General features: G+C 41.5%; 19 protein-coding genes. 14 read left to right on the top strand and 5 right to left on the bottom strand.

Translation table 11 applies throughout. The features are described 5' to 3' along the window. Positions 1-52 precede the first annotated feature (52 nt). Together ACFEL9_RS03990 and ACFEL9_RS03985 are read left to right on the top strand one after the other, a co-directional pair. Positions 53-859 (top strand): SDR family NAD(P)-dependent oxidoreductase, encoded by an 807-nt coding sequence (locus tag ACFEL9_RS03990; RefSeq protein ID WP_385886333.1) that lies wholly within the window; start codon positions 53-55, stop codon positions 857-859. Next, positions 856-1,302 carry a PaaI family thioesterase gene (locus tag ACFEL9_RS03985; protein ID WP_385886331.1) on the top strand — a complete coding sequence of 149 codons (447 nt, stop codon included), beginning with the start codon at positions 856-858 and terminating at the stop codon, positions 1,300-1,302. The genes ACFEL9_RS03990 and ACFEL9_RS03985 overlap by 4 nt, the downstream gene beginning before the upstream one ends. A 474-nt stretch (positions 1,303-1,776) precedes the next feature. Here ACFEL9_RS03985 and ypfJ read toward each other — a convergent pair whose 3' ends face one another. Next, complete coding sequence (gene ypfJ / locus ACFEL9_RS03980; protein ID WP_385886330.1) at positions 1,777-2,628, bottom strand: KPN_02809 family neutral zinc metallopeptidase; 852 nt, start codon at positions 2,626-2,628, stop codon at positions 1,777-1,779. Between the two features lie 53 nt (positions 2,629-2,681). Next, a complete protein-coding gene (locus ACFEL9_RS03975) occupies positions 2,682-2,855 on the bottom strand; it encodes a hypothetical protein (protein WP_385886328.1) in 174 nt (57 codons plus the stop codon). Between the two features lie 291 nt (positions 2,856-3,146). Between ACFEL9_RS03975 and ACFEL9_RS03970 the strand changes: the two genes are divergently transcribed. The 12 genes from ACFEL9_RS03970 (at position 3,147) to ACFEL9_RS03915 (ending at position 19,525) form a co-directional block, all read left to right on the top strand. After that, the gene (locus tag ACFEL9_RS03970; RefSeq protein WP_385886327.1) at positions 3,147-3,782 is read left to right on the top strand and encodes a bifunctional 4-hydroxy-2-oxoglutarate aldolase/2-dehydro-3-deoxy-phosphogluconate aldolase; all 636 of its coding nucleotides are present in this window, start codon (positions 3,147-3,149) and stop codon (positions 3,780-3,782) included. Positions 3,783-3,809: 27 nt separating this feature from the next. Continuing rightward, positions 3,810-4,760, top strand: a complete 951-nt coding sequence (locus ACFEL9_RS03965; RefSeq protein ID WP_385886326.1) for a 2-dehydro-3-deoxygalactonokinase — start codon at positions 3,810-3,812, stop codon at positions 4,758-4,760. A 60-nt stretch (positions 4,761-4,820) separates the two neighbouring features. Beyond that, positions 4,821-5,519: a FadR/GntR family transcriptional regulator gene (locus tag ACFEL9_RS03960; RefSeq protein ID WP_385886324.1), complete on the top strand. Its 699-nt coding sequence runs from the start codon at positions 4,821-4,823 to the stop codon at positions 5,517-5,519. Positions 5,520-5,683: 164 nt separating this feature from the next. After that, the gene (locus tag ACFEL9_RS03955) at positions 5,684-6,046 is read left to right on the top strand and encodes a hypothetical protein (protein WP_385886323.1); all 363 of its coding nucleotides are present in this window, start codon (positions 5,684-5,686) and stop codon (positions 6,044-6,046) included. A 407-nt stretch (positions 6,047-6,453) separates the two neighbouring features. Then, a complete protein-coding gene (locus tag ACFEL9_RS03950; protein WP_385886321.1) occupies positions 6,454-7,707 on the top strand; it encodes a sialidase family protein in 1,254 nt (417 codons plus the stop codon). A gap of 40 nt (positions 7,708-7,747) precedes the next feature. Then, a complete protein-coding gene (locus ACFEL9_RS03945; protein ID WP_385886320.1) occupies positions 7,748-11,107 on the top strand; it encodes a SusC/RagA family TonB-linked outer membrane protein in 3,360 nt (1,119 codons plus the stop codon). A gap of 30 nt (positions 11,108-11,137) precedes the next feature. Beyond that, positions 11,138-12,604 (top strand): RagB/SusD family nutrient uptake outer membrane protein, encoded by a 1,467-nt coding sequence (locus ACFEL9_RS03940; protein WP_385886318.1) that lies wholly within the window; start codon positions 11,138-11,140, stop codon positions 12,602-12,604. 33 nt (positions 12,605-12,637) lie between these two features. Continuing rightward, the gene (locus tag ACFEL9_RS03935; protein WP_385886316.1) at positions 12,638-13,570 is read left to right on the top strand and encodes a dihydrodipicolinate synthase family protein; all 933 of its coding nucleotides are present in this window, start codon (positions 12,638-12,640) and stop codon (positions 13,568-13,570) included. 71 nt (positions 13,571-13,641) lie between these two features. Further along, entirely contained in the window at positions 13,642-14,799 is a 1,158-nt protein-coding gene (locus ACFEL9_RS03930) for a tRNA wybutosine-synthesizing protein 4 beta-propeller domain-containing protein (RefSeq protein ID WP_385886314.1), read from the top strand. Positions 14,800-15,161: 362 nt separating this feature from the next. After that, a complete protein-coding gene (locus ACFEL9_RS03925) occupies positions 15,162-16,400 on the top strand; it encodes an MFS transporter (protein WP_385886312.1) in 1,239 nt (412 codons plus the stop codon). A gap of 28 nt (positions 16,401-16,428) precedes the next feature. Further along, the gene (locus ACFEL9_RS03920; RefSeq protein WP_385886311.1) at positions 16,429-17,556 is read left to right on the top strand and encodes a sialidase family protein; all 1,128 of its coding nucleotides are present in this window, start codon (positions 16,429-16,431) and stop codon (positions 17,554-17,556) included. Positions 17,557-17,683: 127 nt separating this feature from the next. Next, positions 17,684-19,525 (top strand): glycoside hydrolase family 2 protein, encoded by a 1,842-nt coding sequence (locus ACFEL9_RS03915; RefSeq protein WP_385886310.1) that lies wholly within the window; start codon positions 17,684-17,686, stop codon positions 19,523-19,525. A gap of 53 nt (positions 19,526-19,578) precedes the next feature. Here the strand turns inward: ACFEL9_RS03915 and ACFEL9_RS03910 are convergent, their stop codons facing one another. The 3 genes from ACFEL9_RS03910 to ACFEL9_RS03900 all read right to left on the bottom strand — a co-directional run bounded on the left by ACFEL9_RS03910 (position 19,579) and on the right by ACFEL9_RS03900 (position 23,677). Next, positions 19,579-21,567: an alpha-L-arabinofuranosidase family protein gene (locus ACFEL9_RS03910; RefSeq protein WP_385886308.1), complete on the bottom strand. Its 1,989-nt coding sequence runs from the start codon at positions 21,565-21,567 to the stop codon at positions 19,579-19,581. A gap of 307 nt (positions 21,568-21,874) precedes the next feature. Further along, positions 21,875-23,416 (bottom strand): alpha-N-arabinofuranosidase, encoded by a 1,542-nt coding sequence (locus ACFEL9_RS03905; protein WP_385886307.1) that lies wholly within the window; start codon positions 23,414-23,416, stop codon positions 21,875-21,877. 126 nt (positions 23,417-23,542) lie between these two features. Then, positions 23,543-23,677 (bottom strand): hypothetical protein, encoded by a 135-nt coding sequence (locus ACFEL9_RS03900; protein ID WP_385886305.1) that lies wholly within the window; start codon positions 23,675-23,677, stop codon positions 23,543-23,545. Between the last annotated feature and the right edge of the window lie 366 nt (positions 23,678-24,043).

Here is a 24,043-nt window from a genome sequence, read left to right as displayed (position 1 = left end):
AAAACATGAAGTCGTTCATGTTGTGTGCAAACAAATAATTTAAAAAACAGAAATGAAACAAACAATCTTAGTGACCGGAGCTTCTTCAGGTTTCGGACTCTTAATTGCCAGCAAGCTTCACGAAGCTGGTCATACCGTAATTGGAACAAGCCGAAATCCAGGGAAGTATCAAACTACATTACCATTCAAATTACTAGCCCTGGATATTGTCGATGACAACTCTGTTGAATCTTTTGTTAGACAACTATTCAATCAAATCTCACAATTAGATGTGTTGATAAATAACGCAGGCTACTTGCTGGCTGGGCTTGCCGAGGAAACTCCTGTTGATTTGGGTAAAGAGCAATTTGAAACAAACTTTTGGGGAACTGTAAAACTCACAAAGGAATTATTACCGTATTTCAGAAAACAAAAACAGGGAAAAATAATTACTACGGGTTCTTTTTTGGGTTTAATCGGTCACCCGAATGTTTCCTATTATTCAGCCTCAAAACATGCGTTGGAAGGATATTTTAAATCTCTTCGATTTGAGTTAAACCAATTTAACATCAGGGTTAGTATGATTGAACCTACATATTTTAAAACCAATCTTGGTGATCATGCAACAGTATCCAATGAAGAAATCGCAGAATACGATACATTCCGGCAAAAGGTAGATGTTTATACCAGCAATGCAATTAAAAATTCACCAGAGCCTGGCGCAGTGATAGATACGGTGATAAAAATTGTAAATGAAAAAAAGCCCAGGTTCAGTTATCCAATTGGAAAAGGAACATCGCTTTTCCTAACGCTACAACGGTTTGCATATAATGCATTTGAAGGTGCAATTCTGAAAAGTGTAAACAAAACGAAGATATGAGAATGGAAAACCAAAGACTGAAATTTGTTCAGGGTTTTATAGGGAAACAATTTTCAGGTAGCCCCTCGCCATATGGGCATTGGCTTTCTGGAAAGGTCGTTTCTGTAGATGAAAAATCGGTTGAGTTAGAGTTTACGGTAAGGAAAGAAATGACGAATCCTGTCGGAATGCTTCATGGTGGGGTAATCTGTGGAATGATTGATGAATGTATGGGTATTAATTTTTTTTACTTAGGGTTAGAATGCATTTTTCCAAGCATTAATTTAAATGTTGATTTTTTTACTGCCGCTAAAGAAAGTGAAATAGTTATTGTCCGCACACAAGTAATTAAGCAAGGAAAATCAATTATCAACATTAAAGCAGATGTTTTTAATAACAAACAGAGATTAGTTGCTCAGGCCAGTTCCAATTTGGCAGCAAGTGATATTAAAATTCCATTTTAAAGGATGGGCAGATCATGAGAAGTTAACGGGGCGGTAATGGAGACAAAAGCACAACTTCAACACATAGTTTTTAGGCATTCCGTTGCTACTGGCAATATATTAGAATCTACTTCCAAAGACCACTTGCATACAGATGCAATTTTTTTTACTTTTTAAAACTTATTTAAAACTACAGACCTGAATTGTAAGCAAATCCTAACTGAATCAAATTGATAGAATCGTTGTTAGTGTTGATTACTTTTATTATAAAAGCGCAGGGCATGTAAAAGGTCACCGGTTCGACTCCGGTAACCTCCACAGAAGCGGGAGAAACCATTTTAGAATGGTTTCTCCCGCTTTTCTTTTTTTCCAAAAGCTTTGCCAGTTACTGTTTGACTTGTTAGTGAAATTTGCCTTTTACCGCATTTTAGGAAGAATGAAGGGGCAATTTTTACTCACAACTTCAGCGCATAAGCCAGATAAGATTGTTCCTATTTAAAGATCACTCGATTTAAACGTATCTCCCTGGTTCGGATCACCCGTTTCATAGCCTTTTTTAAACCAGTACATGCGTTGTGCAGAGGTGCCGTGGGTAAATGCATCGGGAACAACATAGCCTTGCGATCTTTTTTGCAGGCGGTCATCGCCAATAGCATTAGCAGCATTCAATGCTTCTTCAATATCGCCGCTTTCCAGGATATTTTTCTTTTGTGTATAATGAGCCCAAACGCCGGCTAAAAAATCGGCCTGCAACTCCAGCATCACTGAATAACGATTGTATTCGGCCTCGCTCACCTGTCGGCGAAGCTGGCTTACCTTGCCTGCCGTGCCATTTAAATTTTGGATATGATGGCCTACTTCATGTGCCACAACATAGGCCATTGCAAAATCACCCGGCGCATTAAGTTTGGTTTGTAAATCCTCGTAAAACGAAAGATCGATATATACTTTTTGATCGGTCGGACAATAAAACGGTCCCATTGCGGCGCTTGCCATACCGCAGGCTGATTCGATACCATCCCTGAATAAGACAAGGGTAGGTTCAGGATAGTCAGATCCCTGCTCTGCATACAATTTGTTCCAGACGTCTTCGGTTTCGGCAAGCACAACTTTTACAAATTCTGCCCGCTCGTCATCGGCGGCTTTTTCTTCCGCCGTCATTTCAGTAGTAGTTGCGCTTCCCGGAAAATTTGGCGGTGGAGGCGCCGTATCACTGCTGCCACCTAAAAAGGTATACAATAAATAAACGATGACGCCTATGATGCCGCCGCCAGCGGCAATACCGCCACCGGAAATTCCCCGGCGGTCGTCAACGTTTGAACTTCCTCTTCTTCCTTTCCAACGCATAATGAATGTTTTATTTTATTATAAAAGATGAATGGGGCCTGGTAAACGAACGATTATAAAGTATACTCGCCAAATTCATGCGGGTATTTTTTTCGGTAAAGTTTTGCTAACTCCTCCTCTTCCCTTGCTGACTTTCTTTTATGATCGTTCCACCACCACAGTAACACGTAAATGGTAATGCCTGCTACGGCACCTGCCAAACCGTATTCAATTACCTTATTTTTCATGCATCAAGTTTATTAAATAACACAATTGGTATGCCATGATAGTCTGGAAATCTTCTTCATTTGAGGGTGGTTGAGCTTAAGCAATTCTGTTTATCTTCGGACGCACCAAAACGATCTTTATATATCTCTGTCGTTTAGCACTAACAATTGAAGTTAAGATGAAATGAGCCATAAAAATTGACACATGAAAATTTAATACACTCAGTATTAACAGCCAGCGACGACCAATATATAAAAAGGTGAGACAATAAAGATTAGATCATTTGATAAAACCAGTAAAATTTTTTTTTGATGAATAAGGATGCGGTACTGTCGCAAATTCTTTCCGGTAAAATTGTAGCGATCATTAGGGGAGCATTGCCGGAAGATGTGGTGAAAATTGCAAATGCGCTTTATGAAGGAGGCGTTAAATGTCTGGAGGTAACCCTGAATTCTCCGAATGCCCTGTATGCTATTGAAAGTATTGCTAAAAAAATGGAAGGTCGTTTATTAGTAGGCGCCGGCACTGTGTTAACGGCAGTAGAGGCCCACGCAGCTATCAACGCCGGTGCCAAGTTTATTATTTCTCCCATTTTAAGTGCTGAAGTGATTGAAGCAACGAGGCAGGCCGGTGCTGTAAGTATTCCCGGTGCATATACCCCTACTGAAATATTCAATGCTTTTACAAGTGGTGGCGATATCATCAAGGTTTTTCCAGGTTCCGCAGGACCAGGATTTATAAAAGAAGTATTGGCTCCATTACCGCATATTCCTTTGATGCCAACCGGCGGTATCAGCATTGATAATATTGAAACATTCAAAAAAGCGGGAGCTGTTGCATTTGGCATTGGAAAATCACTGGTAGATACCAGTCAAAAGGTCAATGATAAATATTTGCAGGAGATAGTGTCCAATGCGCAAAAATTTATGCGGGCAGTTGAACCATGAATCCATTAACAAGCGACAATCTAGTATATGATTTTTTTTAGCTGCGATTGGGGTACCTCGGCATTCAGGTTAAGATTGATCGAGTCGTCACCAGGGAATATCAGGACATTGGCAGAACGAAAAACAGGCCAGGGAATCGCGGCAACCTATAAGTTATGGAAAGAAGCCGGAGGTAACGATGCAGAAAGATTGGCATTTTACCAGTCTTATCTTTTTGATCAAATACAAACAATATCAAAGCAGCTTAATAAGGATGTAGGCAATATTCCTGTTGTGCTATCGGGTATGGCCTCTTCCAGTATTGGCATGCAGGAACTTCCCTATAAACAATTGCCGGTTCATTCGGATGGATCGGATCTTTTGGTGAAAATAATTCCTTGGGTTGTGCCGGCTTTTTCTTCGAATTTGGTAATGATTTCGGGTGTAAGCTCAGGGTTGGATGTAATGCGGGGCGAGGAAACAATCCTGGTAGGTTGTGATATTAAAAAAGCAAATAGGGAAGACCTGTTTATTTTCCCGGGTACACATTCCAAACATGTCAGGATAAACAACGGACAAGCACATTCGGTAAGCACTTACCTGACAGGTGAACTGTTCAGTTTACTGGCACGGCACAGCGTTCTTTCAGGTTCTGTTCAGCAACATAGTTTTGTGGAAAAGTATGCTGAATCTTTTGCGGCAGGTGTAAACAAAGGAAAAGCAGCAAACCTGTTAAACAGTATTTTCCAGGTGAGAGTGAACAACCTGTTTGATAAGCTATCGAAAGAAGAAAATTATTATTATCTCAGCGGCTTGTTAATAGGGTATGAGTTAAAAGACATTGCAATGAAACCTGTTCCTGTTACCATTGTTGGAAGCGGTGAGTTGCAAAAATTATATAGGCAGGCTCTTCCTGTTCTTGGCTTGAATGATCAGACGCAATACAAGGACGCAGATGAAGCGTTGATCCGCGGGCAGTTGAAGATATTACAGCAGTAGAATCTAAAAATAACGCTGATATTTGTACTACATTTAAACAGAACGTAATCCTTTTAATGTATGCGCAACACCCACCCCGATGAATTAGGAATTGGCCGGATCACACAAAAAACTATGGCAGACATCGTGGAGGTGAGATTGCGTGAATACCTGAAGAAAAAATCGTTTAAGCCCGGCGATCCACTTCCTAATGAAATGCAGTTGGCGGAATCATTGGGTGTAAGCCGCAATGTAGTTCGGGAGGCATTGAGCCGTTTGCGGATGTTAGGCATGGTAGAGACAAAGAAGAAAAGGGGAATGATTTTATCCCGGCCGGATATTTTAGGTTCTTTTGAACGGGTACTCGATCCACTGATCATTGATGACAATACGCTGCAGGATATTTTTGAAATAAGACTTACACTCGAGTTGGGATTGGCAGATCTCCTGTACCTGCGCAAGACCAAAAAAGACGTGGAAGAACTGGAGCAGATCGCTAAAAATCAAAAAGTGGACACTGGCAAACAGGCCTTCCGGGTTAAAAACGAAATTGCCTTCCATAGCAAAATATACCAGATGACCGGTAATGAAACACTCATGCGGTTTCAAAATATGTTACTTCCTGTTTTCGGTTATCTTGTTTCATTGGAGAAAGTTCCCATCGTCGGCAAGGTCACCCATATGGACCTGGTGAATATTTTAAAAACCGGGACCAAGGAAGAGTTTCGGCAGGGAATGTTGCAGCACTTACAACATCATTTCGATAAACTTAAAAAATAACTTTAGCAAATCGTTAGCGGCAATTTGAGTTGCCTCAGTTTTAAAAAGATTCTATTTAGTAAAGTACTTTTTTGGAATAAATGAATTTGACCGGGAAAATAAATTTCTTAACAGCAGCTGTACTTTTTTTAGTGATCCACTTTTCTTGTAAAAGGAAAGATCGAATGATTGAGATGTTTTCTGCTTTTATAAGTAACAGCACCAAGGTAAATATTGCATATGGAAATAGGCTAGATACTAGTCAAATTATTATCGATACGACAATTTCCAAAATGTCTGAAGTTGAAAAGATCAAAAACTTTATTGTACAGACTGGTGAAAGAGACACATGCTATCATTTATCGGGAACAATCACTTTTCTAAATAGTTCTGAAGACGGATTTGTAATAGATTTTAGCCTGGATCCCCAATGCCCGGCTTATTATTTTTATACTGAAGATAAACCGGTGAGCTTTAAAATGTCATATCAAAGCGGAATGTATTTATCGGAACTTCAAAACATTTTGCTGAACAATCGTCCTAAATAATACTGCAGCCAGCAGCACATTGGCAATATTACAAGATGACGAATAAATTATCATGCGTATTAACCAGATGAACTTTAGTTCCACCAACAAAATAAAGCTCCAACTGATTGCAAAATATCATCTATGTATTTACATTGTTCGTTCGGGCTGGATGATACATGGAATACCCACCTCCAAGGAATGAACCTTACACAAAGGGATACGAAATTTTTTGTGTCCATTCTCCTTGCCAAACAAGCCCTCGGATTCTGCCTCAGAATATTTTTTAATGACGTTTTAGTAGAGGCAATTAATCTCTTCTCCTAAAACAATAAAATAAAAAGGGTTAAAAAAAATTTGGCAGCAAAAAGCATTTATTCCTACATTTGATATGTCCTACAAAAGGACAAAACAACAAACTTAACGAAATGACTTGCCTGCTTGCCAAACCGGGTCGCCAATTTCTCGGTGTCTTCCTGAAACTTTTTACAGTAAGTGTCTTGCTTCTTTGCGTCGGCAGTTGCGCCAAGAAAACCCAGCCTCTTGCCTCCACTGAGAAAGAAGAAGCCATTGAAACAAGAGCCGCTGCTCCTTACCATACCAGTGCTGTTATTTTCAATGGCGGTAATGAAAGTATTTATCATTCTTTTCGTATCCCCTCTATTATCAAAACCAACAATGGAACATTGATCGCATTTGCCGAAGGCAGACGATGGAACCCCGGTGATTGGGGTGATATCAATCTTGTCTATAAACGCTCCACCAACAACGGCTCGACCTGGTCCGCATTGGGTGAAGTAGTTGGCTCAGGCAATGGCACCTGGGGTAATCCCACTGCTGTGTATGACTGGAACAAAGGAACCAATGGAAGAGTTTGGCTTTTTATGTCATGGAATAGTGGCGACCACACTTCCATGAGTACGATTGATACCTGGGGTGAAAGAAAAGTGTATGCCTCTTATAGTGATGATCATGGGGTAACATGGTCGACTCCACAGGATCTTACCAACACACTGCTTCCTCCCAATTATACCTGGGATGCCATGGGCCCGGGCATTGGCATTCAAACAAAATATGATCATCCCGGCAGGCTCATCATTCCTGCCAAAGGCAGAAATATTTACAGCGACGATAACGGAACCACCTGGCATTACCAGCTTATTCCTTCGGGCACTGATGAGGGCACTATCGTGGAAAGAATGGACGGTAGCTTACTACGCAATGACCGGCCACAAACTGGCGAGTGGAATCTTTCGAAACGAAGAAGAAAATCTACCGGTTCCATCGAAAATGGTTTTACAGCATGGACATCGGATAATACTTTATTAGATCCAAAATGTGAAGCCTCCATCATTCGCTACAATACCGATGACCCGGCACGGATCATTTTTCTCAATCCCAATCATGAATCGAAGCGCTGCAATATGACGGTGCGGATCAGTTATGACGATGGTAATACATGGCCCATCAGCCGGCCAATCTTTGATTGGAATACTTGTGATTATGCAGCCATTACTATTGCTAAAGGCGGATACTCCAGCATGATCAAGACAGCTGATTATGCCGTGGCTGCTTTGATCGAGATAAACGAAGATGTACATAACAGCGATTCCAGTCATAAATCGATTGAGTTTCACAAATTCAATCTTCCCTGGATATTGAATGGAGCAACAGAACCCTAATCAACTTTTTTGTTTACTGTTTTAAAACGATTATTTGCTTATGAAAAAAATGATCTTCTGGCGGAAACTGCGGATACCACTCGTTTCTGCAACTGTATTTCTTTTACCACTTTTTGCAATAGCACAAACCTATACGGTCAATGGAAAAGTAACCGACAGCACCGGTGCAGGCATTGAAAAAGTGAGTGTAAACGTAAAAGGAACTTCAACCGGCACTACTACTTCAGCCGATGGCAGTTTCGCCATCGCAGTGCCTTCTGCAAAAGCTACACTTGTATTTTCCAGTGTAGGCTTTATTCCACAGGAAGTAAAAGCCGGTTCACAAACTAACCTCAGCATTTCATTACAACGGGTCAGCGAAACATTAAGTGATATTGTAGTGATTGGTTATACGCAGCAGTCAAAAACAAAAATTACGGCTGCTGTTTCAAAACTCAATCCTGACGAGTTGAAGAATACCTCCAACCCCAACCCGGTGCAGGCATTGCAGGGAAAGATTGCAGGTGTTTCCATTCCTATTACGGCTGGTCAACCTGGCGGCGGCGCTACCAACATCATTATTCGTGGCGGTACCAAGCTGAATGTATATGGTTCGGGCCTGGGTAATAACAATGGGAGTGCAGTGGGATCTGCTGATGGAAGCAGCCCGTTGGTAATTATTGACGGTGTGTTTCGGTCGATGAATGATATCAATCCTGATAATATTGAATCGCTGCAGGTGATGAAAGATGCGGCGTCTACTGCTATTTATGGTGCCCGTGGCGCCAATGGTGTTATTGTCATTAAAACAAAAGGTGGAAAGTTCAACAGCAAAATGAACATTACGCTGAACCATCGTACTACCTGGGAAACACAAGCGAGAGATTATGATTATTTGAATGCCGAACAATACCTGCGGCTGGCGAGAACGACAGTTCAAAACACATTTGACCGAATTGATAAAAATAATTTATTAAACAATGGTGGCTTCTCTGCCGGAACAAGAGTGTATACTACCAAGGGGCAATATGGAAATAATATAAACCTCACAGCTTTGTATGATAATATTGTTGCTATAGAAGGACAGGCTTATGTCGACAACCTGATTGCAAGAGGCTGGCAAACGATGGATGATCCAATCAATCCCGGTACCAAATTATTGTTTGCCGATAATCATTACCAGGACATGCTCTGGAACACCGGCATCAGTCAAAATGAAAATGTGGCCATTAGCGGCGGAAGTGAAAGAGCCAATTATAATGTAGCAGTTGGTTACACGGATCAAAAAGGTGTCTTTGTTGGCACTCGTTATAAACGATATGATGCGCTGGGCAATTTCAGCTTCAAAGCCACTGATAATTTCAAGATCGATGTAATGCTCAATTACCAGAATGTAAAACCAAACTATGTAGATGCTTACCAGAATGAGTTGGTCAGAGGCGTACGCATCACGCCGCTGATCCGCACTTTTAAAGATGATGGAAATCCAACACCCGGTGAATTATATACTGTCCGTAACCGCTTTCATACATTGAAGTATGATGATACACGAACAAACACAGAACGATTGGTGTCAAGAGTAGCGGGGGATCTTGCAATTATAAAAGGATTACACTTCAAGCCTTCCTTTTCGTATGTCATAAACGATTACACGGAACTGTTCATGAGAAAGGGTACACCTGCTAATGAGGTGCAACCTTCTACCAAACGTCAAAAAACAGAATATACCAATAACTCACGCCAGTTAATGATTGACCAGGTATTGCAATATGATTTCAATGTAGCTGCCGATCATCATTTCACTACCCTGGCAGGGTTCAATTTTACCAGGAACACGAATAATATTATCAGTATTGGATCGCAAAGAGCTACCAACGATTATATCTATACCATCAATGAACCTTCTACCACAGTTATCAATGGAGTGGTAACGACCAATGTTACCAATTTCAGCACTTCATTAGGCGAGTCAAGATCGGCCAGCTATTTTGGACAGCTTAACTACGATTATAAGGCGAAGTATTTAGTTAGCGGCGCTTTGCGTTATGATGGCTTTTCCAATTTTGCCCCTGAGAACAAATATGCGATGTTCCCTTCAGCGTCTGTCGGCTGGAATATCCACCGGGAAAATTTCTGGAATGTAAGTTTTGTAAATGCATTGAAATTAAGGGCCAGCTGGGGTACGGCGGGTTCCAGTGATCTGAGCATTACGGATACTTATGGCGGTTATTCTTCCACACAATATGCGTTGGGTTCGGGCATCCTTCGTGCCAATCTTTCAAATCCCAACCTGAGATGGGAATCAACCGAAACAATGGATGTTGCGTTTGATGCATCATTTTTTAAAGACAGGGTCAATTTGACAGTTGACTTTTATAATAAGTTGACAAAAGACAGGCTTGCTTCAAAACCATTACCCTCTGAATCGCCTTTTTCTTCCATTACATTTAATAATGGTGTATTGCGTAATCGTGGCGTGGAAGTTGAACTGGGAGCTACCGTCGTCAATACAAAATCGTTTACCTGGAGAACCAATTTCTCTTTTGCCTTCAACAGAACAGTGATCACCGAACTTCCTGAAAACGGCCGTGAAAAAAATAGGCAGGGTGGTGACCTGGTATATGATCTTTCTAAAAAAGAATTAGTGGAAGCTGGTGGATTTGCCGAAGGTGAACGTCCTTATGGACTCTGGGCCTATAATGTAATCGGTGTATTTGCCACCGAATCTGAAGCCGCAGCATGGAATGCCACTAAGAAAGATAATCTTGCTTCGCCACAAGGAATTATCGCCAAAAAACATGCAGGTGATTTCATTTTTGATGATGTAAACAATGATGGCGTCATCGATACCAAGGACCAGGTGTTTATGGGCTACAGGAATCCTGATAAGATCGGAGGCATGCAAAACACATTTACTTATAAAGGTATTTCAGTAAGATTCACGATGGACTATGCAATGGGTCATATCATTAGCAATGGTGCATTGGCCAGATCATTGGGACAGGGAAGAGCTTTCAATGAAGGTGCACCTACCGAAGCGTTGGGATCAGACATCTGGCAGAAAGAAGGCGATATGAATAAAAAATATGCCCGCTTCTCATTTGCCGATTTTGATTTTGGCCAACGGAATTATTTGCGTGGCGCTACATTGGGTAATGGTGGCGGCTATTCTTCTGATGTATCAGCTATGATCGAAAAAGGAGATTTTCTTGCTTTCCGTGAAGTATCCATTTCATATGATCTTCCTCAAAACCTGCTTCGCAAAATTCATTCTACCGGCCTGAATGTTTTTGCCAGCGTATATAACCTGGGTTATCTCACAAAATACAAAGGATTGAACCCCGAGATCTACAGCGGTTTTGATCCCGGTGGTTATCCCCGGCCAAGACAATTCTCATTGGGCGCTACGTTGAAATTTTAAATGATCTGTGAACACTAAAAGATTTATACTATGCAAAAGATAATAGTATCATTAATCGCATCCCTTTTTTTTATTTCAATTTTACCCGGTTGTAAAAAGATACTGGAGGTAAAAACTGAATCGAGCATTACCGAAGAAAACTATTTTAAAAATGAAGGTGATTTTGAACCTTATGTTACCGGTATTTATACTTTCATGCGCAGCTTTGCCAATAATATTACTTATGGCACAGAACGTAGTGAAGAGTTGATAGCCGGCTCCAACTCAAGATTTGGAGTGGCCTGGTCGCAGATCATCACACCTTCATCAGGGGCTATTAATTATAACGACTGGTACAAGGCAATTGGTCATTGTAATTTATTGCTGGCCCGGATCGCTGATTTTCCTTTTTCTTCGGAAGACAATAAAAAAAGAATCATTGCTGAAACGCATTGCCTCCGTGCCTATTTTTATTTTCATCTCACCCGCATCATTGGCGATGCACCACTGATGTTGCAGGCTATTATGGACGAAAATGTTCCATTACTACCCCGTTCTTCTGCTGCAGATGTAATGAAACAAATACAGGCCGACCTGGATGAAGCAATTAACGGCTTCAAATCCATGAGCAATTTTGTTGCCACCAGTTATCCTTCCCGGTACCGTTTTTCCTATGGCGCAGCACAAGCGTTAAAGGCCGATGCCAAGCTTTGGAGTGCAAAAGTATTGGAAGGTGGCGATGCTGATCTTACGGTGGCTATTGCTGCTATTGATGAAGTTGAATTGTCTGGCGTTACATTGAATACTGATTTCAAAACAGTGACTACTACAAGAGCAGCTACTAACAAAGAAATTATTCTCGCTGCGTATTACCAAAGAGATGAAACCGGGGCCAACTATGGTTTGAATGCGTTACCTTTCTTATCTATCGTGCAGGGAGCATTAAATCTGGATAGCTTACCCTATGCACAAACATCCGGCAATGGCCAGGGAGCTTACCAGATCAGTGCTTTGTCAAAAGGATTGTTTACCAACAGCAGCGATAAACGCATCCCTTTTACCTGGGTAACAGAAAGGCAGAATTCAGGGTCAAAGATTTCATGGATTACCAAATACCCCGGTACCAAATATTCCGACGACAGAATTTCTGATAATGATATTATTATTTATCGTTTGGCCGATTTGTTGTTAATGAAAGCGGAGGCCTATGCCGCTTTGGATAATATTACAATGGCCATTGAAAATTTAAATAAAGTTAGAAACCGTGCCGGTATTGGTGACTATGCAGGCGCAGCTGATAAAGTTTCGGTGGAAAAAGAAATTCTTGACGAAAGGGGAAGAGAATTGTTCTTTGAAAATAAACGCTGGTATGATCTCGTTCGTTTTCATAAAGGAGGAACAATTGATGTGTATAACTATGTTCCGCAATTAATCGGTAAAACAACTCCATTGTTCTGGCCATTGAATACAACTGTACTGGCCAATAATAATTTACTTGTACAAACGCAGGGTTATTAATAATAGTAGAATAAAATAAGTAAAATAAAAAAAATGCAAAAAATTGAAGGACTAATAGCAGCGGCATTTACACCTTTTCAGGAAGATGGTTCATTAAATTTGGATTTGATCCCTTCTCTCGTTGACAAACTTGTTAACGATGGATTGAAGGGGATATTCGTTTGCGGCAGTAATGGCGAAGGACCCAATATGACCACGGAAGAAAGAATGAAAGTAGCGGAAGAATTTGTAAAGGCTGCCAGGGGTCGTTTATTGATAATTGTACATGTGGGACACAGCAGTATCGCAGAATCAAAAATTTTGTCTGCGCATGCAGCGGCGATTGGAGCAGATGCTTTTTCCTCTGTCGCTGCGTTTTATTTCAAACCCGTATCCGTTCAGAACCTGGTGGACTGCATGACGGATATTGCCAGCGCCGCGCCGACTCTTCCTTTTTATTATTATCATATACCTCATCTCACGGGAGTGGGCATGGATATGATCGAATTTCTTCAATTAGCCGGAGACCGCATTCCCAATCTGGCGGGAATAAAATATACTTCGTCTACTATACAGGAATACCAGGCTTGCGTGACTTTTGACAATGGAAGGTTTGACATTTTGTATGGATTGGATGAATTGTTGGTGCCTGCGCTTTCCGTAGGCGCCAAAGGAGCTATTGGCAGCACATACACATTTGCAGCGCCGCTCTATTTAAAAATTGTTGATGCTTTTAAACGGGGCGACCTCTTAACGGCCAGGGAACAGCATGCTTACATGGTAGAAGTGATCCGGGTATTATTGAAATATCCACCTATTCCTGGTCAAAAAGCTATCATGAAAATGCTGGGTTGGGATCTCGGCCCTTGCCGTCTTCCGCTTACGACTCTCAGTACGGAAAACTTTGAGAAGTTTTATAAAGAGTTGGATGATCTGGCTTTCTTTGAAAAAGTTTCTTCTGTTACATTAGAAGCAGTTAAGCGTTGAAGAGAGGAGTAATTAGTAGAAAAAAGTTTTTTGTACAAGTGAAAAGAATTGTTTTCATAATAATGATCGTAATGACAGGATTAAACTGTGTAAACAGCAAAGCGGTTGGGGGAGAAGAGAAGATAAAGCAAATTGACTGGTCGGTAGCAGCCGTTCTGCCATCAGTCAATGGAGAAAAACAACCCGGTTTGGCGGGACCGGTAGCTGGAATTATTAATGATTATTTACTCGTAGGTGGTGGCGCCAACTTTCCCGATGGACTTCCATGGTATGGAAATAAAAAACAGTACCACGATGAAATATATCTTTTTGAAAAAAAGGAGGGCAAAATTGTAAATGCATCTGTAAGTAAACAAAAGTTACTAAATCCCGTTGCTTATTGTGCCAACGTGACGACGCCAAAAGGCCTTGTCTATATAGGTGGGGAAAATGAACAGGGCTTGTCCGATAAAGTTATTTTGGTCGAATACAATCCAATAGCCAATGAACTTGTATTTTCTGATCTTCCTGCTTTGCCTTTTTCGCTTACCAATCTTTCTGCTACCTTTTATAATCATACAATTTATGTAGCAGGCGGTAATTCCAAAAACGGGCCTTCCGATAAATTTTTTTGTCTCAATCTTGCAATGCCCGGTGCAAAATGGGAGTCGTTGCCTGATATCCCCGTAAAAATTTCTTTTGCAGTAATGGTAGTTCAATCCAATGGCGATCATGATTGCATCTACCTGGTAGGCGGTCGGAGAAAAAACGGTAATGGCATCAGTGATATTTTTAGTACGGTGTACCAGTTTGATATGAAAAACAATCATTGGTCACAAAAAAAATCTATGCCATTTGCTGTTTCTGCCGGAACGGGCATTGCTGATGATTCGGATCAAATATTGATATTGGGTGGTGATAAAGGCGAAACCTTCGGTAAAGAAGAGAAACTAAATGCAGCGATAAAATCAGAAACCAATGAACAGAAGATAAAACAACTTACGAAAGAAAGAATTGCGTTGTTAGAAGCACATCCCGGTTTTGCAGGTGATGTGTTATTGTACAATACGATCAGCGACGAATGGGAAAAATTAAATTCTTTACCTGCGGGTAATCCTGTTACTACAACAGCTATAAAATGGGGAGCTGATATTATTATTCCAAGTGGTGAAATAAAAGCGGGGGTGAGAACGCCTCAAATATTGATAGGAAAAATTATTCGATATGCTATAAATGAAATTGAAAGATAGATTTTGCGAAGAGAAAGAGATAGGAGATATATAATCCAGGATCAGGAAAGCGGGAGTAACCCACCCCGGCCCCTCCAAGGAGGGGATGCTGAGCACAGCCCCTGCCTACCGGACAGGCAGGCTCGCTTTTCGGAGATACTTAGCATAAATGAGTTTCTAAAAGTTGAAGATAAAAGAAACAGGCTATAAGGTAACCATCTCCTCCTTGGAGGGGCGAATTAAAGACTATATAAAATTTAAACGACTGGGTGGGTTGCCTGGTAGCGGACAAAGCGATGAATAGTGCGACGCAACGGGCGTTTAATAGAAATTCAATAGCTGGGAACAAAAAAAATATTGCAACATTTTATGGAGAACAATCAATGAAACAGTCAAAATATTATCCCTGGATTTTAGTTAGCTTGTTGTGGGTGGTGGCATTGCTTAATTATATGGACAGGCAAATGCTCAGCACCATGAGACCTTCCATGATGATCGATATTGCTGAACTACAAACAGCCACCAACTTTGGAAGGTTGATGGCTATTTTTTTATGGATATACGGATTCATGAGTCCATTGGCTGGAATGATTGGTGACAGGGTAAACCGCAAATGGCTGATCGTTGGAAGTTTGTTTGTTTGGAGTGCTGTTACACTGGCTATGGGCTATGCGCAGAATTTTGAGCAGTTGTACTGGCTTCGTGCATTGATGGGAGTAAGTGAAGCGTTATATATACCGGCAGGCTTATCATTGATCGCCGATTTTCATTCTTCCAAAACCCGATCACTGGCTATTGGTATTCACATGACGGGCTTATACATGGGACAGGCATTGGGCGGCTTTGGCGCTACCATTGCTGCCAGCTTTTCGTGGCAGTCAGCCTTTCATTCATTTGGTATCATCGGTATTATTTATTCAGTAGTCTTAATTCTTTTTCTGCGGGAAAAAAAATCTTCTGTCGAAGTAACTGATAAAATAACTATTGAAAAACCCGGGTTTTTCAAAGGGCTGGGTTTGCTGTTTAGTAATATCGCGTTTTGGATCATCGTATTTTATTTTGCCGTGCCAAGTTTGCCCGGGTGGGGAATTAAAAACTGGTTGCCGACGCTGTTTGCTGATAATCTGGATATTGATATGAGCAAAGCGGGACCTTTATCAACCATCACGATTGCTGCTTCTTCATTCTTAGGAGTACTATTCGGTGGAGTCTTATCCGACAGATGGGTTCAGAAAAATATAAAAGGTAGAATTTATACCAGTGCTATCGGTCTTGGCCTGACTATACCTGCTTTATTATTGATTGGCTATGGTCATTCGTTGTTTCACGTCATCGGTTCAGCGTTTTGTTTTGGTTTTGGCTTTGGTATGTTCGATGCCAACAATATGCCGATCCTTTGCCAATTTGTTTCTTCCAAATACAGAGCCACAGCCTATGGCCTGATGAATATGGTAGGTGTATTCGCCGGTGCATTTGTTACGGATTGGCTGGGCAAATCAACGGATGCGGGTAACCTGGGAAAGAGTTTTGCGATGCTTGCTGCTATTGTTTTGGCTGCATTGATCATTCAATTATCATTTCTCCGGCCAAGGGTAAATGATTTTGATACCGTCAACAAATAATTTAAATAGTTAGAAAACTGAAGCAATAATGATAGTCTCCCGAAACAATTTGTCTTTGATATTTGCCATGTTGATCTGTACGCTAACAACCGGGAATAATTTATTGGCGCAGCAACTCAATCATATTTACAAAGGAGGGGAGGAGGGATACAACTGTTTCCGGATTCCATCCCTGGTTACTACCAGCAAAGGCACAGTACTGGCTTTTGCTGAAGCAAGGAAAATCAATTGTGGTGATGCGGGAGATATTGACATGGTGGTAAAACGTTCGGAAGATGGCGGCAAAACCTGGGGCCCGTTGCAGGTGATTTGGAATGATTCAACCAATACTTGTGGCAATCCCGCTCCGGTTGTGGATGAAAGAACAGGTAACATTATATTACTAGGCACCTGGAATTTGGGTGCTGATCATGAGAAAGAAATCATTAATAGTTCAAGCAAGGATACAAGGCGGGTGTTTGTGCTGAGATCAACGGATGATGGTAAAACATGGTCGCAAGCGACAGAGATAACAAACAATGTGAAGAAGAACAACTGGACCTGGTATGCAACGGGCCCCGGGCGGGGAATACAATTGAGTAAAGGAAAGCATAAAGGTCGCCTGGTTATTCCCTCGAATCATATCGTAACAAAAACAAAAGAGAATTATTCGCATGTGATTTATTCCGACAATGGCGGCAATGCATGGAAATTGGGCGGTGTGATCCGGCAGGAAGGTGTGAATGAATCTACTGTTGCCGAACTTTCAAATGGGCGACTTTTATTAAATATGCGCAATGCAGGCAAATCGAGACATCGGCAAATTGCCATCAGTAAGAATGCCGGGAAGAAATGGTCAGCCATACATCCTGATACAGTATTGATTGAACCCGTTTGTGAAGCCAACCTGATTCAGTACAAGTTCCCGGGAAAAAAGCACCTTCTTGTTTTTTCAAATCCTGCGAGTACAACTTCCCGTACAAGAATGACCGTGAGGGTAAGCGAGGATGACGGGAAAACCTGGCCATTCAAAAAGCTGATCTATGAAGGACCTTCTGCCTATTCATGTTTAACGGTTTTGCCCAATGGCAACCTGGGCTTATTTTACGAAGCAGGAATTCAACGTCCCTATGAAGGAATTGCTTTTGAAGAAATAGCTATAGACGATTTTAAATGAATAATGTTCCGAAAACAAATAAGCACCCTCTTATTTAAGCAGTCAGACAGGCCGCTCCGGTTGTAATTTGGGAGCGGCTTTTTTCAAGAAAAAAACTTAACCTTTATCGTATAAAAATTACCGGCATATGAAACAGCTTCGTTACTTGTTTTTTTCCTTCATTCTTTTTCACTCAGCGTCGCAAGCTCAGGATTGGCAAATGGTAAAAGGCAAGATCACATCACCGTGGGCTGAGAAATTGAACCCCGATAATGCACTGCCTGATTACCCAAGACCACAAATGGTAAGAAAAGACTGGACAAACCTGAACGGGCTTTGGCAGTATGCAATTCAGCCAAAAGATCAACAATCCATTCCTGCTAACACCCAGGGATCGATACTGGTACCATTCGCAGTAGAATCGGCTTTGTCCGGTGTTGGAAAAACGGTTGGTAAGGACAGCATACTTTGGTACAAAAAAACAGTAAATGTTCCCGCTGCAAAAAACAAGACTGTATTGCTCCACTTTGGCGCCGTGGATTGGCAATGCACTGTATTTGTAAATGGAAAAGAAGTGGGGAGCCATGAGGGCGGGTATGATCCATTTTCCGTCGACATTACCAACGCACTGAAAAAAGGAACGAAACAGGATATTGCTATCCGTGTATGGGACCCTTCAGACGACGGACCTCAACCAAGAGGAAAACAAATCAAAAATCCTCATGGCATCTGGTACACACCGGTAACCGGCATCTGGCAAACAGTTTGGGTAGAAGCAGTGCCCAAAACCTGTATCGCTGAAACAAAACAAACTCCCGACCTGGATAATAAGCGGGTTCTTGTCAATGCCAGGATTGAAAACCTCCAGCCGGGTGACCAGGTTATAGCCACTGCCTGGGATGGTGAAACAAAAGTAGCAGAACAGAGTGTTAGTGGTAATAATGAAACTTCATTGACTATTGCGAACCCGAAAATATGGTCCACTGAAAATCCGTTTTTATACGATTTGAAATATACTGTTCAGCGCAAGGGAAAAACGATCGATGAAGTGAAAAGTTATTTTGCTATGCGCAAAATATCCATGAAGCCGGATAGTAAAGGCATTCAACGGATGTTGCTGAATGATCAGTTTGTGTTTCAATACGGTCCGCTTGACCAGGGCTGGTGGCCCGATGGTTTGTACACCGCTCCCACAGACGAAGCGTTGAAGTTTGATATTGAGAAAACAAAGGACATGGGCTTCAACATGATTCGTAAACATGTGAAAGTGGAGCCGGCCCGCTGGTATTATTACTGTGATGTATTGGGAATGTTAGTTTGGCAGGATATGCCGAGTGGTGACCTGGGCAATCATTGGGAATCACGTCCCGGTATTTATGGTCGTGCGACTGACAAGGACAGAACACAGGAATCGGAATCTATGTTCCGCACAGAATGGAAAGAGATCATGCAGGACTTACACAATTTTCCAAGTATCATTGTTTGGGTGCCGTTCAATGAAGCATGGGGCCAGTTTAAGACAAAAGAAATTGTAGAATGGACCATGCAAAAAGATCCATCAAGACTGGTGAATACAGCAAGCGGCGGAAACTTTGAAGATGTAGGTCATATCATTGACTTACACAACTATCCTGAGCCATTGATGCCACAACCGGATTTGTTTGGTCAAAAACGTGTATTGGTATTGGGTGAGTTTGGTGGACTGGGATTGCCGGTTGAAGATCATACATGGCAGGAAAAAAATAATTGGGGCTATCAAAGTTTTAAAAATAATACGGAACTGCTCAACAGGTATTCAGAGTTTATCGATCAAATACCCCATCTTATTTCCATGGGATTGTCGGCGGCAGTGTACACGCAAACAACAGATGTAGAAGTGGAAACCAATGGCCTGATGACATACGACCGGAAACAAATCAAAATGCCGGTAGAAAAACTAAAGGAGTTACACCAAAAATTATACAATCCATCACTGGTGACGATCCGATAAACAGGATCGCCATCAGGATTCGTTGTTCGTTGAATTTTATTCTTTAATTGCAATTATTTCATTGATACCCGTAGCACGGTTAAAGAATTTGGTTTAAGAGTAAGGTCGATTTTTTTCCCTTTTAAATTGATTGTTTGCGAAACGGGACCAACAGTGAGCGGACTATCAACAGTATTGATGTCATCAGGGGAGCCGCCTGTCAGCACTGTAACGGTAGCAGTTGCAACAATCTTTTTTACTCCTTCCAATGCAAAACAGGTTGTCTTTTCGACGGATGAACTGTTAACGACTTTAATGATAAGGTCATTGTTGTTTTTATCAGTCACGGCTGAGGCGTATAAACTGTCCTGGCCGGTTACCGGCTTATTATTCCATAATGCAGGAACAACATGTGTGCCTTTGTTGGTAGAATACAATTTCTGTACATAGTAATTGGGCGTGCCATAAATATGAAGGTTGTCAACCCATATCAGGTCAGGCGACCATTGCCAGCCGTCCACATTGGCGAATAAAGGTGCATAAGACGCCATATTTACCACATCAGCATTACGCTCCAGTCCGGTAAGAAAAGCTGCCTCTGCAATTGCTGATTGCAGGTTATTTTTCTTTTTTGCATCTGTTGTTCTGTCACTGTGTGCGGCATATTCGCCGGCAAATATTTTAGCTCCGTTTCTGTCATAATTATCATACCGAGAAGCATTTTGTAAAAACCATTCGGGACGACGGTAATAGTGTTCGTCAATCAGGTCTGCTTGCATTTTTCTGAGTTCGCTATTTAGATAGTCAAATCTTTCTCCATTGGGATCGGTACCGGAACTTGCTATCAATTTGATAGTGGGATATTTTTCCTTAATAGCTTTTTGAAAAACTTTTAGTCGTTCCACATATTGCGGTCCCCAGTTTTCATTGCCAACACCCATCATTTTTAGATTAAAGGGAGCAGGATGGCCCATTTCTGCCCGAACCTTGCCCCATTTGGTATTGACATCTCCATTGGCAAATTCAATCAGGTCCAACGCATCCTGTACATAAGGATCGAGCTGATCTACCGGGACTAATTCAGCAGTATTAAATTGACAGGCCATGCCGCAATTCAGTATAGGCAATGGTGATGCGCCGATATCTTCAGCCAATTGAAAATATTCAAAGAAGCCAAGGCCGAATGTCTGAAAATAATCAGGTGTGGAGCGGTGGGCAAATTCTGTGTTCCACCGGTTGACGATGAGTTGACGTTCTTCAATGGGGCCAATTGTTTTCTTCCATTGATAACGGGTTTCCAGTTCATGTCCTTCTACGATGCAGCCGCCGGGAAAGCGAATAAACCCGGGTTTTAAATCAGCCAGCATTTGAACCATATCGGCCCGCATGCCACCTGGTCTTTTTTTCCAGGTATCTTCAGGAAACAATGAGATCATATCGAGATCGATCACACCATTGCCTTCAAACCAAATATTCATTTTGGCTTTTGGTTCGGTAGCGGTAGCATTAAAACTTACGGCCTCTTTTTTCCAATCATTGCCGGCAGACGAAGGGCTCAATGAAGCACTGCCAATGATTTCGTTTTTATCATTGATCAGTTCAATATGCATTTGTATACCGGCAGCAGGCTGGCGATACATTATTGAAAAATCATAGCGCAATCCTTTTTTAATTCCCATTCCCCTGAAACCTTCATTGGTCAATCCCAAATTTTTGCCAGTATGGTTGACCTTTACCCGGATAAATCTTGGATTGGCTGTATTTTTTTCATTCCTGTTTAGCACCGTCACCGTTCCTTCTTCAAATTTGGTTTGTTCCACTTTCCAGCCCATCAGCGGTTTGTAAAATTCAAAGGAACGGTTCTTCACCAGTTCCGCATAGATGCCACCATCAGCTCCCATATTGATGTCTTCAAAAAAAACACCCCACATCGTCGGTTGTATTTCCGCCGTGGGCTTATCAGCTTTGATGCTGATGATGCATTTATCTTTCTTCTGGGCAATTGCAGAAGTTGAGAATACACAACCTGCAAATGCAGCAAATAGAATGTTCTTAAAGTTCATTGCACTATTAGTTTTTATTGTTTTAGTCTTTCTCTTTTTACTTGTGCGCATATCTGGGATTCTTGCATCCTTAAACCCACCTCTGTCGAAAATTTCCTTATGCGAAATCGCTCCGGCGCCTGCTTCCATTCAATGTTCCATTCGTAGCCATATTTAATGAAATGGAATTTTGAAAATCAGCCGGGGTTGTTCGGCGGAGTAACCCGGAACTATGTTATAGCCCAATACAATTTGTTCCCATTCACCCACCAGGTCATTTTGTGTACTAATCCTGTTTCTTTCAATAGAAATCGTTTCGTCATCTTTATTATTTAAGGGCCAGCACTACTACCGAAGCAGGAGGAAGCTTTACCTGTAACGAATTGCCAGTCAGTTTTGCCTCATTAAAAGTTGCAGGCTGAATTTTACCGGGATTTTCAAATGAATTATAATCCTGCAGTTTTTTTGATGTTAGAATTCTGCCGGAAACCGAATTGTATTTAGAACCTCTTATGTCTATCGAAATTTCCTGTTGTTTAGCAGCGTCAATATTTACCAATGAAATATGGGTGACGCCTGCCTGGTCCCTGGAAGCGGAAGCGGAAACGGCTGGTAATTTTTCAGTGCCCACTACATAGTCATTCGATTTTACATCCACCGGTAGTAAGGTTGCATCCTGGTGAACATTGTACATTTCCATCACATGATAAGTGGGAGTGAGGATCATCTTTTCTTTATTCGTCAGGATGACAGCTTGCAACACATTCACCGTTTGAGCCAGGTTAGCCATTCTTACTCTTTCACAGTGATTATTAAAAATATTCAGGGTAGCGCCTGCGATCATCGCATCACGAATAGTGTTTTGCTGGAAAAGAAACCCGGGATTAGTACCAGGTTCTACTTCATACCAACCTCCCCATTCATCCACAACCAATGCAGTTTTTTTTGCCGGGTCGTATTTATCCATGATATTGGAATGTCTTGTCACCAGCTCTTCCATTTTAAGGGCCGACTTCATGGTGGCGAAATATTGCTGTTCGCTAAAATCCTTCGCCGGACCCTTTTGGTTCCAATTGATAACGGAATAGTGATGTAGTGCTACTCCTTCCACCATATTGCGGGGAATGTCACGCATCAATACTTCTGTCCAGTTGTAATCATCACCATTGGCGCCTGATGCCACCCGGAACATTTTGTCATTGTTGCCCCCATCGGGCATGAAGGTGGCGTACAACCGATATATATTAGCATAATACTCGGGTTTCATATTTCCACCGCAGCCCCATGCTTCATTGCCCACACCCCAGATCTTTACGTTCCATGGTTTTTCTCTTCCGTTTTGTACCCGCCATTTACTCATCGGGCTTGCTTTGCCATCGAAGTTTACGTATTGAACCCAATCGGTAAGTTCCTGCACTGTTCCACTTCCAACATTACCGGCGAGATATGGCTCTGAACCGATAGCTTCGCACATGTTTAAAAAATCATGGGTGCCAAAACTATTGTCTTCTGTGACGCCGCCCCACCAGCGGTTAACAATGGATGGCCTGTTGGCTTTGGGACCTACGCCATCTTTCCAATGATAGGTATCCGCAAAACAGCCGCCGGGCCAGCGAAGATTCGGCACTTTTAATTTTTTTAAGGCTGCAATGATATCATTGCGGACACCATCCGTATTGGGTATGACCTTATTGGTGTCGCCAACATAGAATCCATTATAAATACAATTGCCTAAATGCTCGGCAAAATGACCATAGATATGCTTGCTTATTTTGTCTTTACCAAGATCAGCCTGCAAAATAATTTTGTTCTGGGCTAATAAGCCAGAACCTGTCAGTAGAATAAAACAACCAATCGCAAATTTTTTCATGAAATATTTTTTTAGAGGAGCAACTTACTCTTTTATTGAAATAAGTGATACCGGAATTTTTTTAAAGATCCGGCAAGCCCGGTTTTCAACGAATGCTTGTTAACCCGGTCCGCCGGAATAGATTGATCAATCATAACCCGGATCCAGGTCAATTTCGCATGGCCTCTGGCCAAAGGCAATAGTAGCCATCAGTATAGCATGTGGCAGCGTGAATAAGTGGGCAAACCAGTTACCAGAAAATCGTTGTTTTGATTTTTTCATATAACGTCATTTTGGTTTTTAGCAAATAAGTGTCAATTTTACAAATATTAAAAAGGTCCAAAAAAATTTGGCTTGTCAGGAGCGGTTAATAATGAATAGGTGATTGGGAAGAAGAGGTGGCGTTTGCTGTTACAGGAAAAAGATAAAATTGGCAACAATGTATAGCCAGCCGGGCTGTTGTAATGGCAAATAGAAAGCATACAATATTTCGTTTTAGCAACCGTAAAAATAGGTAATGTGAAATTGGGACAATTTTTTTTCAAGGTTTCATCAAATCGTCTCAGTTTTTCATCCAATAAGCTCAATTTTGATAATTGCCGGCCGGGTAAATGAATAATTCGTTTATTTAACTAACAGAATTGTTGC

This window comes from Terrimonas alba (assembly GCF_042434975.1).
Taxonomy (GTDB): domain Bacteria; phylum Bacteroidota; class Bacteroidia; order Chitinophagales; family Chitinophagaceae; genus Terrimonas_B; species Terrimonas_B alba.
Note: the sequence above shows the minus strand (reverse complement) of the source record. Positions and strands in the feature narration are given on the sequence as shown.

What these genes read in the sequence shown, in the direction of transcription:
- ACFEL9_RS03985 (WP_385886331.1), top strand. Translation starts at nt 856, where the DNA reads ATGAGAATGGAAAACCAAAGACTGAAATTTGTTCAGGGTTTTATAGGG.
- ACFEL9_RS03960 (WP_385886324.1), top strand. Translation starts at nt 4,821, where the DNA reads ATGCGCAACACCCACCCCGATGAATTAGGAATTGGCCGGATCACACAA.
- ACFEL9_RS03965 (WP_385886326.1), top strand. Translation starts at nt 3,810, where the DNA reads ATGATTTTTTTTAGCTGCGATTGGGGTACCTCGGCATTCAGGTTAAGA.
- ACFEL9_RS03990 (WP_385886333.1), top strand. Translation starts at nt 53, where the DNA reads ATGAAACAAACAATCTTAGTGACCGGAGCTTCTTCAGGTTTCGGACTC.
- ACFEL9_RS03915 (WP_385886310.1), top strand. Translation starts at nt 17,684, where the DNA reads ATGAAACAGCTTCGTTACTTGTTTTTTTCCTTCATTCTTTTTCACTCA.
- ACFEL9_RS03910 (WP_385886308.1), bottom strand. Translation starts at nt 21,567, where the DNA reads ATGAACTTTAAGAACATTCTATTTGCTGCATTTGCAGGTTGTGTATTC.
- ACFEL9_RS03955 (WP_385886323.1), top strand. Translation starts at nt 5,684, where the DNA reads ATGATTGAGATGTTTTCTGCTTTTATAAGTAACAGCACCAAGGTAAAT.
- ACFEL9_RS03930 (WP_385886314.1), top strand. Translation starts at nt 13,642, where the DNA reads ATGACAGGATTAAACTGTGTAAACAGCAAAGCGGTTGGGGGAGAAGAG.
- ACFEL9_RS03900 (WP_385886305.1), bottom strand. Translation starts at nt 23,677, where the DNA reads ATGAAAAAATCAAAACAACGATTTTCTGGTAACTGGTTTGCCCACTTA.
- ACFEL9_RS03925 (WP_385886312.1), top strand. Translation starts at nt 15,162, where the DNA reads ATGAAACAGTCAAAATATTATCCCTGGATTTTAGTTAGCTTGTTGTGG.
- ACFEL9_RS03970 (WP_385886327.1), top strand. Translation starts at nt 3,147, where the DNA reads ATGAATAAGGATGCGGTACTGTCGCAAATTCTTTCCGGTAAAATTGTA.
- ACFEL9_RS03945 (WP_385886320.1), top strand. Translation starts at nt 7,748, where the DNA reads ATGAAAAAAATGATCTTCTGGCGGAAACTGCGGATACCACTCGTTTCT.
- ACFEL9_RS03975 (WP_385886328.1), bottom strand. Translation starts at nt 2,855, where the DNA reads ATGAAAAATAAGGTAATTGAATACGGTTTGGCAGGTGCCGTAGCAGGC.
- ypfJ (WP_385886330.1), bottom strand. Translation starts at nt 2,628, where the DNA reads ATGCGTTGGAAAGGAAGAAGAGGAAGTTCAAACGTTGACGACCGCCGG.
- ACFEL9_RS03935 (WP_385886316.1), top strand. Translation starts at nt 12,638, where the DNA reads ATGCAAAAAATTGAAGGACTAATAGCAGCGGCATTTACACCTTTTCAG.
- ACFEL9_RS03920 (WP_385886311.1), top strand. Translation starts at nt 16,429, where the DNA reads ATGATAGTCTCCCGAAACAATTTGTCTTTGATATTTGCCATGTTGATC.
- ACFEL9_RS03950 (WP_385886321.1), top strand. Translation starts at nt 6,454, where the DNA reads ATGACTTGCCTGCTTGCCAAACCGGGTCGCCAATTTCTCGGTGTCTTC.
- ACFEL9_RS03940 (WP_385886318.1), top strand. Translation starts at nt 11,138, where the DNA reads ATGCAAAAGATAATAGTATCATTAATCGCATCCCTTTTTTTTATTTCA.
- ACFEL9_RS03905 (WP_385886307.1), bottom strand. Translation starts at nt 23,416, where the DNA reads ATGAAAAAATTTGCGATTGGTTGTTTTATTCTACTGACAGGTTCTGGC.